This window comes from Aureibaculum luteum, from assembly GCF_003449015.1.
GTDB lineage: Bacteria > Bacteroidota > Bacteroidia > Flavobacteriales > Flavobacteriaceae > Aureibaculum > Aureibaculum luteum.
The window spans coordinates 279,548-296,070 of sequence record NZ_QRGD01000001.1 but is presented as its reverse complement, the minus strand read 5'-3'; the positions used below and the strand labels follow the sequence as shown (position 1 = coordinate 296,070).

Here is a 16,523-nt window from a genome sequence, read left to right as displayed (position 1 = left end):
ATTCTTAACTTTAAATAAAAATAAATCATGAAAAAATTAGTTTTCGTTTTATTGACTAGTTTCTTATTCTTAGGATGTAACAATAATGAAAAATCAAGTGTTAAATCGGCTTGCTCGGTAGATAATCCTATAGAAGATTTGGTTTGGTTAAAAAAATTATCCACAGCATTAGGAGAAGATGAAGAATTTTCTAAATATAATTACATAGTCCAATCAGATAGTAATAACGAAACTTTGTTTATTGTAGCCAATTGTTGTCCCACTTGTAATTCTGGAAATGTAGTATTCAATTGTAAAGGAGAAGAAATTGGTTATATTGATGATCCTGAATTTCCGTCAGATTTACTTGCAAATGGGATTTTAATTTGGAAAAGTAAAGATAATGAATGTGATAAGTAAGATAAAGTTTTTTTCTTGAGCTTATTGATGCACGTTTATAAAAGGTAAACGCAACCTTTTGTAATAATCTACGTCTTTCAATAAATCAATAAATTATGAAAAATGTAGCTTTTATTCTATTTTTTTGTTGTTTAACGTATAGTTGTAACAATAATGATGAATCTAACGAGAAATCAGCTTGTGGATTAGAAAATCCGATTGAAAATTTGGCTTGGTTAAAAAGTGCGATTGAGCAGAGAGAACAGGATGAGGTAGTTGACTATCAATATTCTTATATAATGCAAACTTTTTTTGAAAAGCAAGATATTTTTATTTATGGAGATTGTAATCCTCTTACAAATTCTGTAATTACGGTTTATAACTGTAGTGGAGAAAATATAGGGTATCTTGGTGATGATAAATTTCCTGTTGAATTATTGCAGGAAGGAATTGTAATTTGGAAAACTGAAGGTTATCAATGTGCTTTTTAAGAGATTAATTAATTAACGCCTTTTTCATTGCAATAGCTTTTAATAAACATTCTTCATATTCCTTTTCTGGTTCAGATTTTGAAGTTATTGCTCCACCTACTGAATAAGATACATAGTTTTTCGTTTGATTATATAATATACTTCGAATGATGACGCTAAAATCAAAATCACCCGTAGGTGTAAAATAACCAATAGCTCCTGAGTATATTCCGCGTTTCGAGGCTTCTAATTCTTCAATTATCTGCATAGCGGATAGTTTAGGTGCACCAGTCATGCTTCCCATAGGAAATAGACTCTTAATAATATCTATGGAATCAGTAGTATCTTCTACGGTCGAACTTATGGTGGAAATCATTTGATGCACTTGATCAAACGAATAAACCTTGCAGAGCTCTTCAACCTTTACAGAACCTTTTAGGGCTGTTTTAGATAAATCGTTACGTACTAAATCTACAATCATTATATTTTCTGAACGCTCTTTTTGATCGCTAGCTAAAGCGTTGGCGAGTTGCTTATCAGCAATTTTATCTACCAGTCGTTTTGCCGTGCCTTTTATAGGTTGAGAAATGATTTTATTTCCCTCTTTTTTTACAAATCTTTCGGGAGATGCGGAAATCACATACTTGTCATTGAGTTTAATGAAGCTCGCAAAGGGCGGATTAGAAATTTCATTCAAATGATGATAAACATTGAGTGGATTGATAGATGCGTTCTCTGCATAAAATTCCTGACAAAAATTTACTTCATAAATGTCACCTCTTTGAATGTGTTCTAAAACTTTATCTAATTGATTAAGGTATTCATTTTTAGTGATACGTTTTTTTATTTTGACGTTATGCTGTTCCAAAGTCGAATTACTGTCATTGCGAGTCCCTTTTTGGGACGAAGTAATCTGTTCAATGCTTTTTAAATCACCATTGATATCATTCTTATTCTCCACCAAATACTGAATCTCCAACACATTATCCTTAAAAAGGAATAGTTTTTTGGGTTGAAAAAAGTGCAAATCAGGAAAATGTAATCCGTCATCATTTTTGGAACTTAAGAGTTCGGTATCATTCTTTAAATCGTAGCTTAAATACCCAAAAATAAAATCGTTGACCTCGTTTTTGTAGTTCTTTAATTTAGTAAATGCGTTGAGGTAATTACTCTGTAGTACCGAATGGGCCTCAACCGCTAAGACGGCATCATAGTTAGAATAGAATTGTGGATAATCATTACTGTCTAGCCACACAAATTCATGATACTGTTGAGCCCAAATCAGCAATTTGTGCTTGAATCCAGCTGAATTTTCTAGTGTTATTTTTTTTGAAGATCGCAAACAGTTATTTTAAGAAGAATGATCGGCAATGATTTTCCATTCCCCCTTAATTCGCTTTAGGATGATGGAAAACATTCCATCGGCATCGCCAACTTGTCTCTTTAAATGAAATTCACCAATAACCAAAAACACATCATTTGCCAATTGGTCAAAATCACGTAATTTAAACGTTAAGGTTCCGGTATGCTCTTTTGTTGGATAGCCTTTTTTATAGTTTGCTAAGGTTTGCTCCCATCCGTACGTTATGCCTCTACTATCCACAAATTTTAGACTATCCGATTTTATATACCCCTGCATAAAAGCTACTAAATCGCCATTTGACCAATCTTTTGCTTGTTGCATCATCATGGCAGTAATTTCTTGTGTACTTATTTGGTAATTTGCAGTGGTTGCTTTTTGTGTGTTGCATGCAGTAAATAGCAATACTATCACTAAATTGAATAATAATTTGTAAATTTTCATGTAAGCTAATTATTAGTTGTCATTCAGAGCGAAACATAGTTAAGCGAAGAATCTTTTAAATGCATAGCCTAAATTTAAAAGATTCCTCGTTGCTCCTTTGGTCGCTCCTTCGGAATGACAAATTAGCGGATTCCTAGTTTGTCTAACTATGTAACGCTCTTTTACCGGTAGCATCTAATGCAGCTTCTTTAACAGCTTCAGCATATGTTGGATGAGCATGACTCATTCTTGCAATATCTTCTGCTGATGCTCTAAATTCCATTGCTACTACAGCTTCTGCAATTAAGTCAGCTACTCTGGCTCCACACATGTGTACGCCTAGTACTTCATCTGTTTTTGCATCTGCTAATATTTTTACAAACCCATCAATGTCGCCACTTGCTCTAGAACGTCCTAAGGCACGCATTGCAAATTGTCCTGATTTATAATCAACCCCGGCTTCTTTAAGTTGTTCTTCTGTTTTACCAACAGCAGCAACTTCTGGCCATGTGTATACAACACCAGGAATTAAATTATAATCAATATGTGGTTTTTGACCAGCGATTGTTTCTGCAACAAAAACACCATCTTCTTCCGCTTTATGAGCTAACATAGCTCCTTTAATAACATCACCAATGGCGTAAATATTGGAAGCATTTGTTTGTAAATGATCATTTACATCAATTTGCCCTTTTTCATTGGCTTTTACACCTGCTTTATCAAGATTTAAACCATCAGTATATGGTTTTCTACCTACAGAAACTAAACAGTAATCTCCCTTAAATTCAACGGGGTTACCTTTTTTATCATCTGCAGTAATAGTTACTTCTTTAGCTCCAGCTTTAACTGCTGTTACTTTATGTTTAGTATAGAATTTTACACCTTGTTTTTTAAGTACTTTTTGCAATTCTTTAGATAAAGAAGCATCCATCGTAGGAATGATTCTATCCATATATTCAATTACAGAAACTTCTGCACCTAATCTTTTATATACTTGACCGAGTTCTAATCCGATAACACCACCACCAATAACGACTAAATGTTTTGGAATTTCTTTTAAGCTCAACGCTTCAGTTGAGGTGATTACTCGTTTTTTATCTAATTTAATAAATGGTAACGTTGAAGGTTTAGAACCTGTTGCTATAATGATATTTTTAGCTTCAATTTCTTCCGATTTACCATCTCCCGAAGCATCGGGATTAGTAATATTAATATGAGTGGCATCAATAAAAGAACCAATACCATGGTAGATAGTAATCTTGTTCTTATCCATCAAGTATTTAATTCCACTTGTATTGGTGTCTACCACGTTTTGTTTACGGTCAATCATTTTTTTAAGATTGGCTTTTATATCGCCTGAAATCTCAATACCGTGCTCTTCAAAATGTGCAATGGCATCATGATAATGATGCGAAGAATCTAATAATGCTTTTGAAGGAATACAACCAACATTTAAACATGTACCACCTAGGGTATCATATTTTTCGATAATGGCAGTTTTCATGCCTAATTGTGCACAGCGAATGGCTGCAACGTATCCTCCAGGACCAGAACCAATAATGGCTACATCATATGTACTCATAAGTAAAAAATATTTTTATAACACAAAAATAGGGATAATATGTGTAATTGAATAACCTGTATTAATTTAATAAATTAGATATGGTAGTTTCTATGGTTGGATACTTAAAACTGAAGCCATGCTGTAATAAACGTTCAGGAATAACATTCCTGCTTTTTAAAACCAATTCTGTTTCTGTTCCAATTATTTTGGCACCAATTTTCAATAACCATTCGGGGTGTGAAATACCAAAAGGCATTCCTATTTTTTTACGGATGGTTTTCATTAATATCATATTGTTAGTTGGGTTTGGAACGGTCACATTGAAAACACCATTGAGGTTGGGACGGTTTATGATAAATTCAACGGCTCTCACAAAATCTTTTTCATGAATAAAACTAACCTTTTGATTTCCCTTTCCTTGATTACCGCCCAAACCAAATTTTGCTAAAGCTTTTAGCGGGATGAATGCTCCACCGTTTTTACCCAATACAATAGATGTTCTAAGAATAACCTTTCTCGTTTTATGGGTATCAAATTGGTTAAATTCTTTTTCCCAAGATTTAGCAATATTCATTGAAAAATCGTTACCAATTTCGCCGTTTTGCTCGGTCATTTCTTTATCTATTGAATGACGATATATTGTAGCTGTGGAAGCGTTCATCCAAATTTTTGGAGGTTGCTTACATTGCAGAATGGCTTTTCCTAAAATTTGAGTTGCGTTGATTCGGGACTCATAAATTTCCTTTTTGTTTTTATCCGTATAACGGCAATCCACTGATTTTCCAGTTAAGTTGATTAGTGCTTCAGAATTTTCTAATGCAATGGTCCATTTGCCTAATGTGTTGGCATCCCAATACACATCGTTTTCTTTTTTCGGGAAACGCGTTAATAGTTTAACTGTATATCCATTTTTAGTTAATTGATTTTCTAAAACTTGACCAAGGAAGCCACTGCCTCCAGCTATTACAATTGTTTTCATAATTGGATGGGTTTTTGAATTTGATATGTTAAATAGACAAAATATGATGCAATAAACATTGGAATTATAAAGGTAAGCGTTGCAGCATAATAACTATTTATGCTAAGTCGGGTTTCAGAGATAATTATAAGAGCCATTATATTTAGTATCGCTAGAATCCAATATATTTTAAGATAATTTTGATGCTTTTTGCTAAATTCTTTTGAATAAACGACCAAGACAATTCCAAGGAAAAGTTGGATTACACCCAGACATAAAGAAGCAATCATACCATATATTACGAAATGAATACTTGCATATAGACCAAATGTTATGAGGAAAGCTGTTAGATTTATATAATGCAATGTTTTCATAATTATAAGTTTAAAATTAATAGTAACGCGATAACGCGAAACAACACCCATGTGTACGATAAATAAGTAGGTAGGCTTAGTAAGTTAACTCTACGATAATGTTCCATAAACATTAATAGTGCCGTAAGACCAAACCAACTAAGTAGGATCAATGTAGGTAACATGATAAAATGGTTGATGATAATAATTGGCATTAATAGAAGAGAGCCCATTAAAGAAACGGTCATTAAATTACCAATATAGTTTAGTAAATCATTACGGTTTATTTTTAATAAGAAAACACTTTGAAATACAATTTGTCCTATGGCTAATACTGTTTCTCTTCCTATCGTAGAATCAGGTAAAAAGGATAATTGTTCTGAATATTGATAAAGTACCAAGCTGGTAATTAAGGTAGCAAAGAGAATATAAATAATACGGTATTTGATATTGAATTCAGGCTCACAACTCATACATTGAAAGTCCTGTTTCTTAATCGGAATTATCACTTTTCGATTGTAAGAGATAAAAGAATATAGCTTTTTTAAGAACCATTTGATTGGACTAATTTGTCCAATTTTTTCAACAAAAGGGAACGAGTATCCGATAACTTTTAATAAGCTATCAATTCCGTAAAAAACCGTTTTATCGTCATGGTTTATTAGGGCAATTTGATTCTTAGCTTTTTCCAAATCTATATAATCGTATTCCATTTGTGATATGCTACTATACGCCTGTCTCCCCTTTTTATCTAACATTTTTGTTTTTATAAATGCGGAAGTATAGGTTTTGCATAGCGGGCAATCATCATCATAGAGTAAGGTATAATTTTTAAGTGTTGCCATAATTTTGTTATTTTAAAACTTTCAGAAAATATTGAAAGTATGGTTTAAATTTTTTTATTTAATAAGTTTGAACAAAGACTTTGTCAACCAATTTTGTTCTTGATTAATCAATTTGTTTAACATTTTGTCTGCATTTTCGGTTAATTCGTGCAAAGCTTTGGTTTGTTTTATCAGTTCTTTCGTTTTGTCTGTTTTATCATCTTTTATACTTGAGACTTCTTTTAAGACTTTAATTACCGGCTGAATTTCTCTTCTGCTTCTTTCTTTAGCAATTTGTCTTGCCAATTCTTGTACATCTTTTTCCGTAGTAAAAAACTCTTTGCGTTCTCCAGGAATTATTTCTTTAGTTACAATACCCCAATCCATCAATTGACGTAAATTCATACTGGTGTTACCTCTAGATATTTGCAATTCTTCCATAATGTCTTCCATAGACAATGGTTTGGTAGAAACAAAAAGTAAGGCTTGAATCATTGCCATGGCTTTATTAATACCCCACATCGTACCTAAACTACCCCAAGTGCTAATAAATTTTTCTTTTGCTTCTTGATATTCCATATGCAAATATACAATTATTTTTAAACTTTCAATAATTATTGAAAGTTTGTTTAGTGTTTATGAAATTATATTTATGGTTAGTTATTAATTAAAGAATAATTAACTTTGTTTAGTTCAAGTTATTATCATATCAATTATATTACTTATGAAGTATAAACTGATGTTCGCAGTTTCATTTTTTCTAGTTTTGACTTCATGTTCAAAGACAATTGATAAGAAATCTACAATTTTATTGGACTCAAAATACAATAATTGGCTAAATACAACTTATGGTTATTCAGTTTGGAAACCCAAAGAGAAAGATATTGATGTTGTAGATGTAGTTTTACAAAAGGCAATTGATAATAATGAATTTAAATTTATTAAAGAGCACGTATTAGAAAACATTCATAAGAATTTATATAAACAATACGTGCCTTACATAGATAATAATGGTAGTAGAATAATTCTTTTAAATACATTTTGTTTACCCCCAGAGGAGCATTTTGAAGAGATAAACGGAAAGCATGAAAGTAAACTGATGGATTGGAAAAAAGAATTTTACAAAGTAGATGATGGTGGCCCTTGTTATTGGCGAATTAATATTAATATCGACAAAGAAGAGTATTTTAATTTGGGAATAAATGGACCATATAAATTAAATTAAAATTATCCAATATACATAATGAAAAAAGTCCTATTTATCGGATTGGTTTTTCCTGAATCAACTTCTACAGCTGCCGGAAGTAGGATGCTGCAATTACTTCACTTTTTTTTAGAGGAAAATTATCACATTACATTTTCTAGTGCAGCACAGACAACACCATATGTTGATAATCTTGAAAGTTTAGGAATTGCCAGTGTTACTATTGAGTTAAACAATACCAGTTTCGATAATTTTATTAAAAGGTTACAGCCTGACATTGTCGTTTTTGATCGCTTTATAAGTGAAGAGCAGTTTGGTTGGCGTGTTGTCGAAAATTGCCCAAATGCAATACGAGTTTTAGATACCGAAGATTTACATTGTTTGCGGCAAGCAAGAGGTGAAGCTTTTAAAAAAGAAGAAAGTTTCAAGTTAGAACAGCTGAATAGATTAGATATTACGAAGAGAGAAATTGCCAGTATTTATAGATGTGATTTATCATTAATTATTTCTCCATACGAGTATCAACTTTTACTAAATCACTTTAAAATTCCTGAAACTATTTTAATTGAATTGCCTTTCATGCTTGATGGTCTTTCAAAAGATACGTTATTAGAAAAACCAACTTTTGAAGAGCGACATGATTTTATTAGTATAGGGAACTTTAGACATGAGCCCAATTGGCAATCGGTATTGTATTTAAAGAAAACCATTTGGCCATTTATAAGAAAACAATTACCCAAAGCAAAACTATTGATTTACGGATCGTATCCTTCCCAAAAAGTAACCGATTTACATAATGAAAAGGAAGGATTTATTGTAAAGGGCAGGGCAGAAGATGCTCATAAGGTTGTCTCTAATGCTCGAGTACTATTAGCTCCACTTCAAATTGGGGCAGGACTCAAAGGGAAACTTATAGATGCCATGTTAAACGGAACCCCGTCGGTAACCACAACTATTGGAGCAGAAGGAATGCATAATAATTTACCATGGAATGGCTTTGTAAATGATAATTCAAAAACATTTGCCAATAAGGCAGTTGAACTTTATACGGATAAAGATATTTGGGAGCAATCACAACAAAATGGAATTGAAATAATTACTACTATTTACCATAAAGAAGAACTCTCGAAGAAACTGAATACTAAAATCCATGAAATTCAAAGTGATTTGAATTCTCATAGAAATCAAAATTTTATGGGTAGCATGTTACAGCATCATTCTTTACAAAGTACAAAGTATCTCTCTAAGTGGATTCAAGAGAAAAATAGCACTAAATAAAATGTAACTTTTTAAAAGATTTCTCAAATAATATAGCTTTAGCATCAACACCTAACCAATTTTCTAAAACGGTCGCGTAGATTTGTCTAAAATCAATCTCATAGATTAAATCTCCGTTAGTGTCTAATTTTAAAAGATTTGGAGCACCATTGTAAATGCCCTTTTGTTTTAAATTTTCACCAATAATAAAGACATTATTGGCAGTGCCATGGTCGGTGCCATTAGCGGCATTTTGTTGAACACGTCGTCCAAATTCAGAAAAGGTAAGTATTAATGTGTCTTTAAATGTGTCATTTTCCTTTAAATCTTTTACAAAACTTTCTATACCTTCAGCATAAACTTTTAATAACTGTTTTTGTTTGTTAAGTTGATTGGCATGTGTATCAAATCCACCTAATGAAGTGTAAAACACTTTGGTGTCTAAGCCACTATTGATAAACTCAGCGGTAGTTTTTAATTGTTTTGCAAATGGACTTTGCGGATATTCTTGTTTAGATTTAAAAGTTTTTGAAGTTTCGTAAATGTACTTTGCTGATGATTCAGCCGCAATTAACGTTTTGTATAAATAACCCAAATTATGCTCACTCAAATGAGCGTCTTGTTGGTTGGCTAGTATTTTTTTGAAATAAGGTTCCCGTGCTGAATTAAAAAGAAGAGCCGCGTTTTTTGTAGCAATTCCGTTGTTAATTTCTCCTTTTAAAGCTAATGACAAACTATCATCAACTTCTATAGCATTAAATGGATGCTGACCATATTGATCTAAATATCTACCTAACCATCCTGAAGTGGCATATTTGTCTGCGTCAGTTGCTGTGTGCCAAATGTCAGTCGATCTGAAATGTGATCGATCTGGGTTAGGGTAGCCTACGTTATTAATAATTGAAACATAACCTTGGTCATACAACTGTTTTAGTGGTAATAAACTTTCATGAAAACCAAGGTCGTCAGTTAAAGAAATTATCTTGCTTTTGGGAATGGCAATGTCTTGTCTTTTTTTATAATAAATATCATTCCTAAAAGGAATTACGGTGTTTAAGCCATCGTTACCACCAGAAAGCTGTATAATTACAAGTCTTTTAAAGCCCAATTGTTCTGTGGCTATTTTTTCAAATGCTTTTACAAAACTAGGTACTAAAAATAAACTACTCGCTAAACCTGTGTTTTTTAAAAAATCTCTACGTTTCATAAGCTAGGATTTAACAAAGTTGATATTCAGGTAATGACATTAATTGTATACAAACTTCTTGCTTGTTGTCCATTGTAAGTTGATGAAGTAAATCTTCTGTTCCTTTATTTATAGGGCTCACTAATAAAAGATCTTTCATATCTGAAATATTTATCGTTTTAAAATATTTATCGAACGTATTCCAATCAACGGTAGTTTTAATTGTCTTTTTTCTCGTGTTCATTTTAGCATAATACTTCTGGTAAGAATCTTCAAATTCACCCTTTTCCTCTAAAGCAATAATGGCATTGTTCAATAGGATGGAAGGTAGCTTTAATCGAATTAAAATGGTGTTACTATCTATCCATGTTCTGCCACCTTTCCAACCTGCCACATTTGGAGGTCGCAACAATACTTGATTTAATAATTTTTGAATATAATAAGCGTTTTTAGGATTTTGAAATTCAAAAGGAACAACGTTGTGCATTCCAACCATTAATTCAACTGGCGATTTTATCAAACATCCTATGTTGATCTCTTCATAAAACCAATCCGAGTTAAAAACAAATTGCATCAGGTTCTCAATATCATACCTTGGATAAAATACTTGAGCCATCTGGTTAATATGCTCACTGTTCGGGATTTCATTTACAAAATTTCGATAAATTTTCTCACAGATAAATGTTGCACAGGCTTTTTGCTTCAAGACAATATCTATAACAGCATCACCATCAAAATTTCCTGTTTCTCCTAAAAATGTTTTTGATTTAAAATCATGTTGTTTTTTATTAAAATTAAATGCCCCTTTTAAATTGTGGTTGTATCCTGTAAAGGCTCTGGCAGCTTCTTTAATATCAGTTTCAGTATAATTGCCTGTGCCAAGCGTAAACAATTCTAATAATTCTCGGGCAAAATTCTCATTGGGTTTTGATTTTCTATTTTGTTTTGTGTTCAAGTAGCGTATCATTGCTGTTTCTTTCGAAATGGCTTTTACAAAATCATTTAAATTACCAAGGGCATGTTTCCGTAAAGTGTTGTTATACTTTTGTATGTAAACGATATTATTGTCTTGACAAACAAAGTGATTAGCCCAAAACAAGGTCATTTTTTCACGCAACATTTCTTTAGAAGTCATTAACCGCTTTAACCACGCGGAATTAAATTCTAATTGTTTTTTTCTATTTTCTTTAGCAAGTTTTTGTTTGGCTAATTTATCTGACTTGTCCATATTTAAATAAGCACTTACCAATTCAGAAGTATCTATTAGTAACGGATTGGAGTTAAAGGAATCCTCAAAAAGTTCAGCAACAACTTTTTTTCTATTCTTTTTAGAGTGTATTTCTAAAGCTTCAGGTTTTATTCCAAATCCTGCACGCCAAAATAAATGTTGTATGTGTTTTGCCTTCATGATTGATTAGACATAAAGAAATGGTTAAGGTTTAATTTTACTTACTAAATATAAAAGGTACGCTTATTTTATTTGCAAATGGATATGGTCGTCATGCCTAACTGCTCTGCAACCTTGAAACCGTATTTTATCAAAATCACTTAAGCCCATTTGGGTTTTTAGATAAGGTTCAATAAATAGCTTTTGAATTTTTGGCTGGCTTAGTAATTCTTTTACTATAATTTTAGTTTTATTTTCATCAAAATCCAAATCATTAAAAGTACCTAAAGTGAAATACTTGGTGTAATCATATTGCCAATACCCTTTGTCTAGACAATCTGAACATGTAGGGTTTTTGGTACTGACAAAAGCTCCATAACCAGATAAAGAGGGCTTCTTATTGGTGCTTTCTCCACCTTTAGTTTTGTACATAAATGAGATGTCTACCTTTTTTCCATCGTTATGGCTTAGATGTGGTAACAGCGGAAAGCCATTATAAAAAGGGAAGTTGGCATCGAGATAGTTTAATTGAAATTTATGTAGAGTCTTAATGGTTTTTGCAGAATTTTCTAATAGTACTTTTAGCTCAGGCCTTACATAATTTCTAAATAGCAATGGGTAAATTATATTTTTTGGTTTTAGATTTTCACTAAAATAAGGCAATGGAACTCTACCAAAATAATTTGCAATTGGAGGAATAATCAACAAGTTGAATAGGAAATACAATCCAATAAAAAGATATTTTTTTTTATATTTTAATTTGTTTGATATGATTAATGTAGCAATCCAAATAATTCCCCCAACTTGTGTAAATATGGTTAGGAGAATTATGAATATAATATGGATTATAAATTTCAATCTTTACCAATTAGTCCCGCTCTTTTTAGCAGGGCTTTATTACTTGGAGCAGATCCTCTAAAGCGTTTGTATAAATCCATCGGTTTATCTGTACCTCCTTGTGATAATACGTTATCTAATAATTTTTTAGCAGTTTCTTTATTGAAAATCCCCGTTTCTTTAAAATATTCAAAAGCATCAGCATCTAAAACTTCAGCCCATTTATAACTGTAATACCCACTAGAGTACCCACCTTGAAATATATGAGAAAAAGCAGTGCTCATACAATTTTCGGCAACATCGGGATAGAGTTGTGTATCTGCAAAAGCTTGGTTTTCAAATTCTTTTACGTTTTTAATATTTGTCGGGTCTGCTCCATGCCATTGCATATCTAGAAGACCAAAACTTAATTGACGCATCGTTTGCATACCTTCTAAAAAGTTAGAAGAGTCTTTAATTTTCTGAACCAATTCCATAGGAATAGGTTCATTAGTTTCATAGTGTTTTGCAAATAGATCTAAGGCCTCTTTTTCGTAACACCAGTTTTCTAGCAATTGACTAGGAAGCTCTACAAAATCCCAATACACACTAGTTCCCGATAGGCTAGGGTAAACGGTATCTGCTAACATTCCATGTAACGCATGTCCAAATTCATGAAACAAGGTGGTTACTTCATTAAACGTTAATAACGAAGGCTTCGTTTCTGTAGGTTTCGTAAAGTTACATACTATAGAAATATGTGGTCTCGAATTTTCATTGTCTTTTTTCCATTGACTTTTATAAGAAGTCATCCATGCTCCATTACGTTTCCCTTTTCTTGGGAAGAAATCGGCATAAAAAACGGCTATAAAGTCACCATTTGTAGTTGTAACTTCATAAGTTTTTACGTCTTTATGGTATTTGTCTATAGTTTCAACTTCTTTAAACTGTAACCCAAATAATTTATGGGCAACTGTAAATGCACCGTCAATCACATTTTCTAATTTAAAATACGGTTTTAAGGCTTCTTGATCTAAGTCAAAGTTTTGTTTTTTTAGTTTTTCAGAATAGTAAGCCCCATCCCATTTTTGTAATTGCTCAATACCGTCTTTTTTAGCAAAATCTGATAATTGTTTAAATTCTTTTTCAGCAGCCGGTTTTGCCTTTTCTAATAAATCATTTGAAAATGATAATACTTTTTCAGGTGTTTCTGCCATGCGTTCTTCCAACACAAAATGAGCATGTGTTTTATAGCCTAATAAGTTGGCTCTTTCGTGGCGGAGATTTACAATATCTAATACAACTTTTTGATTGTCATATTCATTATTTTTAAAAGCTCTTGCTCCAAAAGCGATAGCTAATTTTTTACGTAAGCTCCGATCGTCAGCATAAGTCATAAAAGGCACATAACTAGGATAATCTAAGGTAATTAGCCATCCTTCTAAATTTTTTTCTTTAGCGGCCATTTTTGCAGCTTCTTTTGCACCATCAGGTAATCCTTTTAATTGATTTTCATCGGTTAATAGCATTTCAAAAGCATTGGTTTCTGCCAACACATTCTCTCCGAATTGTAGTGAGAGTTTTGATAATTTCATATCAATTTCTCTTAATTTGGCTTTAGCATTGTCGTTTAAGTTGGCACCATTTCTGGCAAAGTTTTTATATTTTTTATCTAAAAGGGTAGCTTGTTCAACTGTTAAGTTTAATTTTTTTCTGTCATCATAAATTGATTTTACACGTTCAAATAGTTTTTCATTCAATCGAATATCATTCGAGAACTCGGACAATAATGGTGAAACTTCTTGGGCTATTTTTTGAATTTCATCATTGGTCTCTGCAGAATTCAAATTAAAGAAAATAGAGGATAGTCTATCTAACGTATATCCAGAAAAATCTAACGTTTCTATGGTGTTTTTAAAAGAAGGAATTTCTGAGTTACTTGTAATTTCATCAATTTCAGCTTTCGCTATTTTAATAGCTTCTTCAAAGGCAGGTTTAAAATGCTCGTTTTTAATTTGTGAAAATGGAGCGGTTGTATATGGCGTATTGAATGATTGTAATAATGGATTTTTCATAATTTTTTATTTATTAGAGCTGTCATTCAGAGCGTAACGAAGTGCAACGAAGAATCTGCTAAAGCTTAAAGGGAATATTTATGAGATTCCTCGTGCCTGGGAATGACCAGGGGATTAGTAAATTATTTTTTGGAATTTAAATCTTCAGACGCTTTCTCCACCTTTACTTTCAATTCCTCCTTATAATCTATAATTGTTTGCTGTACTTTTTTGTCACTACTTCCCAATATTTGAGCCGCTAATATTCCAGCGTTTTTAGCTCCATTTAGGGCTACAGTAGCTACTGGAACGCCACCGGGCATTTGAAGTATAGATAATATAGAATCCCAGCCATCAATAGAATTGCTAGATTTTACGGGTACACCAATTATAGGTAGAGGGCTCATTGAAGCTACCATGCCTGGTAAATGTGCGGCACCACCAGCACCAGCAATAATAACTTGAATTCCACGCAAGTGAGCATTCTTAGCATAATCATATAATTTTTCAGGGGTTCTATGAGCCGAAACAATATCAATTTCAGTTTCAATATTAAAATCTTGTAGTATTGTAATTGCTTCTTGCATCACGGGCATATCAGAATTGCTACCCATAATTATACCTACTTTAGCCATAATTTGATTATATTTAATTTTATACTAAGAAAAATCGTATTTTTATTGTTCAAAGATATAAAACATCAAATAGAAATTTAGAAAATGTTGCCTTTATTTAACACCGTAGTTTCTTGGTTTTTAAAAAAGAGAAAGCATCAAATGGAGCTTTTTCTTAAATACCCTATTGATGTTCAACATGAGCTCATGATACGCTTAGTTGAAATGGCTAAAAATACGGAGTTTGGTAAACAGTATCATTTCGCTTCCATATACAATTATGAAACGTTTAGAAATAAAGTTCCTATTCAGCAATATGAAACTTTTGAACCTTTAATTGAGCGGGCTAGAAAAGGGGAGCAAAACTTATTTTGGCCTACGCAAATACAATGGTTTGCTAAATCTAGTGGTACCACAAATGCAAAAAGTAAGTTTATTCCGGTAAGTAACGAGGCTTTAGAAAATTGCCATTTAAAGGCAGGAAAGGACATGCTTGCTCTCTACATAAACAATAATGAAGATGCTGGTTTGTTTAACGGACGTGGATTGCGTTTAGGAGGAAGTAGTGCTATTTATGAAGATAATAATACTTATTTTGGCGATTTATCGGCTATAATTATTGAAAACATGCCATTTTGGGCAGATTTTAGTTCTTCTCCCAAAACAGAGGTGGCTTTAATGAGCGAATGGGAGACTAAAATGGATGCCATTGTTAATGAAACTATTAATGAAAATATTACCAGTTTAGTTGGTGTACCTTCATGGATGCTCGTTTTATTAAATGCTGTTTTGAAAAAAACAGGCAAGGATAATATTTTAGAAGTTTGGCCCAACTTGGAAGTGTATTTTCATGGTGGAGTAAACTTTAATCCCTATCGAGAGCAATACAAGAAATTAATTCCTAAAAAAGACTTTAGATATTACGAAACCTATAATGCATCTGAAGGTTTTTTTGCGTTGCAGGATACCAATGATTCTACAGATTTATTATTAATGTTAGATTATGGTATTTTCTACGAATTTATTCCGATGTCAGAATTTAATGGAGAAAATTCAATAGCTATTCCGTTAGATGAGGTAAAATTAGACATTAATTATGCAATCGTAATTACAACCAATGCTGGATTGTGGAGGTATTTAATTGGAGATACCGTTAAGTTTGTTTCTTTAGATCCCTTTCGGATTAGAATTACGGGTAGAACTAAACATTTTATTAATGTATTTGGTGAAGAATTAATCATCGAAAACGCAGAGGAGGCTTTAAGACAAGTCTGCGAAAAAACAAAAACGTTAATTACTGATTATACTGTGGCACCTATATTTATGGACGGTAAAATACAAGGTTCTCATGAATGGATGATTGAATTTACAAAAGCTCCCAAGAATTTAAATTACTTTACAGAATTATTGGACAATGCTTTAAAGTCTATTAATTCAGATTATGAAGCCAAACGCTATAATGATATGACCTTAACCATGCCTAAAGTCCATCAAGCCGAAACAGGTCTGTTCTACGATTGGTTAAAGTTTAAAAATAAACTAGGCGGACAACACAAAGTACCAAGACTATCTAATAGTAGAGGTTTTATGGATGAGTTGTTAGAAATGTCTACTTCAGAAAAAGTGGTTTAAAAGTGCATCTTTTTTAAAACTTCTTCGTCTTATTGATAGAAAA

Annotated in this window: 16 protein-coding genes; 5 read left to right on the top strand and 11 right to left on the bottom strand. The window is 32.3% G+C overall.

Annotation, left to right across the window (positions count from 1 at the left end):
- Nucleotides 1–27 precede the first annotated feature (27 nt).
- Together D3P13_RS01400 and D3P13_RS01395 are read left to right on the top strand one after the other, a co-directional pair.
- Entirely contained in the window at nucleotides 28–399 is a 372-nt protein-coding gene (locus tag D3P13_RS01400; RefSeq protein WP_117879515.1) for a hypothetical protein, read from the top strand.
- Nucleotides 400–494: 95 nt separating this feature from the next.
- Nucleotides 495–869 carry a hypothetical protein gene (locus D3P13_RS01395; RefSeq protein WP_117879514.1) on the top strand — a complete coding sequence of 125 codons (375 nt, stop codon included), beginning with the start codon at nucleotides 495–497 and terminating at the stop codon, nucleotides 867–869.
- A 4-nt stretch (nucleotides 870–873) separates the two neighbouring features.
- Here D3P13_RS01395 and pabB read toward each other — a convergent pair whose 3' ends face one another.
- The 6 genes from pabB to D3P13_RS01360 form a co-directional block, all read right to left on the bottom strand.
- Nucleotides 874–2,190: an aminodeoxychorismate synthase component I gene (gene pabB, locus D3P13_RS01390; protein WP_117879513.1), complete on the bottom strand. Its 1,317-nt coding sequence runs from the start codon at nucleotides 2,188–2,190 to the stop codon at nucleotides 874–876.
- A gap of 9 nt (nucleotides 2,191–2,199) precedes the next feature.
- Nucleotides 2,200–2,652 (bottom strand): YybH family protein, encoded by a 453-nt coding sequence (locus D3P13_RS01385; protein WP_117879512.1) that lies wholly within the window; start codon nucleotides 2,650–2,652, stop codon nucleotides 2,200–2,202.
- Between the two features lie 142 nt (nucleotides 2,653–2,794).
- Nucleotides 2,795–4,213 (bottom strand): dihydrolipoyl dehydrogenase, encoded by a 1,419-nt coding sequence (gene lpdA / locus D3P13_RS01380; protein WP_117879511.1) that lies wholly within the window; start codon nucleotides 4,211–4,213, stop codon nucleotides 2,795–2,797.
- 61 nt (nucleotides 4,214–4,274) lie between these two features.
- Complete coding sequence (locus D3P13_RS01375; protein ID WP_117879510.1) at nucleotides 4,275–5,174, bottom strand: TIGR01777 family oxidoreductase; 900 nt, start codon at nucleotides 5,172–5,174, stop codon at nucleotides 4,275–4,277.
- A gap of 355 nt (nucleotides 5,175–5,529) precedes the next feature.
- Entirely contained in the window at nucleotides 5,530–6,351 is an 822-nt protein-coding gene (locus D3P13_RS01365; RefSeq protein WP_117879508.1) for a DCC1-like thiol-disulfide oxidoreductase family protein, read from the bottom strand.
- 54 nt (nucleotides 6,352–6,405) lie between these two features.
- The gene (locus D3P13_RS01360; protein ID WP_117879507.1) at nucleotides 6,406–6,909 is read right to left on the bottom strand and encodes a GbsR/MarR family transcriptional regulator; all 504 of its coding nucleotides are present in this window, start codon (nucleotides 6,907–6,909) and stop codon (nucleotides 6,406–6,408) included.
- Between the two features lie 145 nt (nucleotides 6,910–7,054).
- Between D3P13_RS01360 and D3P13_RS01355 the strand changes: the two genes are divergently transcribed.
- Nucleotides 7,055–7,555 carry a hypothetical protein gene (locus D3P13_RS01355; RefSeq protein WP_157972796.1) on the top strand — a complete coding sequence of 167 codons (501 nt, stop codon included), beginning with the start codon at nucleotides 7,055–7,057 and terminating at the stop codon, nucleotides 7,553–7,555.
- Nucleotides 7,556–7,573: 18 nt separating this feature from the next.
- Complete coding sequence (locus D3P13_RS01350) at nucleotides 7,574–8,812, top strand: glycosyltransferase (protein ID WP_117879505.1); 1,239 nt, start codon at nucleotides 7,574–7,576, stop codon at nucleotides 8,810–8,812.
- On the opposite strand, the gene D3P13_RS01345 is transcribed toward D3P13_RS01350, so the two are convergent.
- The 5 genes from D3P13_RS01345 to purE form a co-directional block, all read right to left on the bottom strand.
- Complete coding sequence (locus D3P13_RS01345; protein WP_117879504.1) at nucleotides 8,805–9,998, bottom strand: DUF1501 domain-containing protein; 1,194 nt, start codon at nucleotides 9,996–9,998, stop codon at nucleotides 8,805–8,807. The genes D3P13_RS01350 and D3P13_RS01345 overlap by 8 nt on opposite strands.
- A 10-nt stretch (nucleotides 9,999–10,008) precedes the next feature.
- Nucleotides 10,009–11,385: a DUF1800 domain-containing protein gene (locus D3P13_RS01340; protein ID WP_117879503.1), complete on the bottom strand. Its 1,377-nt coding sequence runs from the start codon at nucleotides 11,383–11,385 to the stop codon at nucleotides 10,009–10,011.
- A gap of 63 nt (nucleotides 11,386–11,448) precedes the next feature.
- Nucleotides 11,449–12,222, bottom strand: a complete 774-nt coding sequence (locus tag D3P13_RS01335) for a hypothetical protein (protein ID WP_117879502.1) — start codon at nucleotides 12,220–12,222, stop codon at nucleotides 11,449–11,451.
- Nucleotides 12,219–14,255: a M3 family metallopeptidase gene (locus D3P13_RS01330; protein ID WP_117879501.1), complete on the bottom strand. Its 2,037-nt coding sequence runs from the start codon at nucleotides 14,253–14,255 to the stop codon at nucleotides 12,219–12,221. Before D3P13_RS01330 ends, D3P13_RS01335 begins: the two co-directional genes overlap by 4 nt.
- Before the next feature lie 122 nt (nucleotides 14,256–14,377).
- Complete coding sequence (gene purE, locus D3P13_RS01325) at nucleotides 14,378–14,869, bottom strand: 5-(carboxyamino)imidazole ribonucleotide mutase (protein ID WP_117879500.1); 492 nt, start codon at nucleotides 14,867–14,869, stop codon at nucleotides 14,378–14,380.
- Between the two features lie 84 nt (nucleotides 14,870–14,953).
- Between purE and D3P13_RS01320 the strand changes: the two genes are divergently transcribed.
- Nucleotides 14,954–16,480: a GH3 auxin-responsive promoter family protein gene (locus D3P13_RS01320; protein ID WP_117879499.1), complete on the top strand. Its 1,527-nt coding sequence runs from the start codon at nucleotides 14,954–14,956 to the stop codon at nucleotides 16,478–16,480.
- The last annotated feature ends 43 nt before the right edge of the window (nucleotides 16,481–16,523 follow it).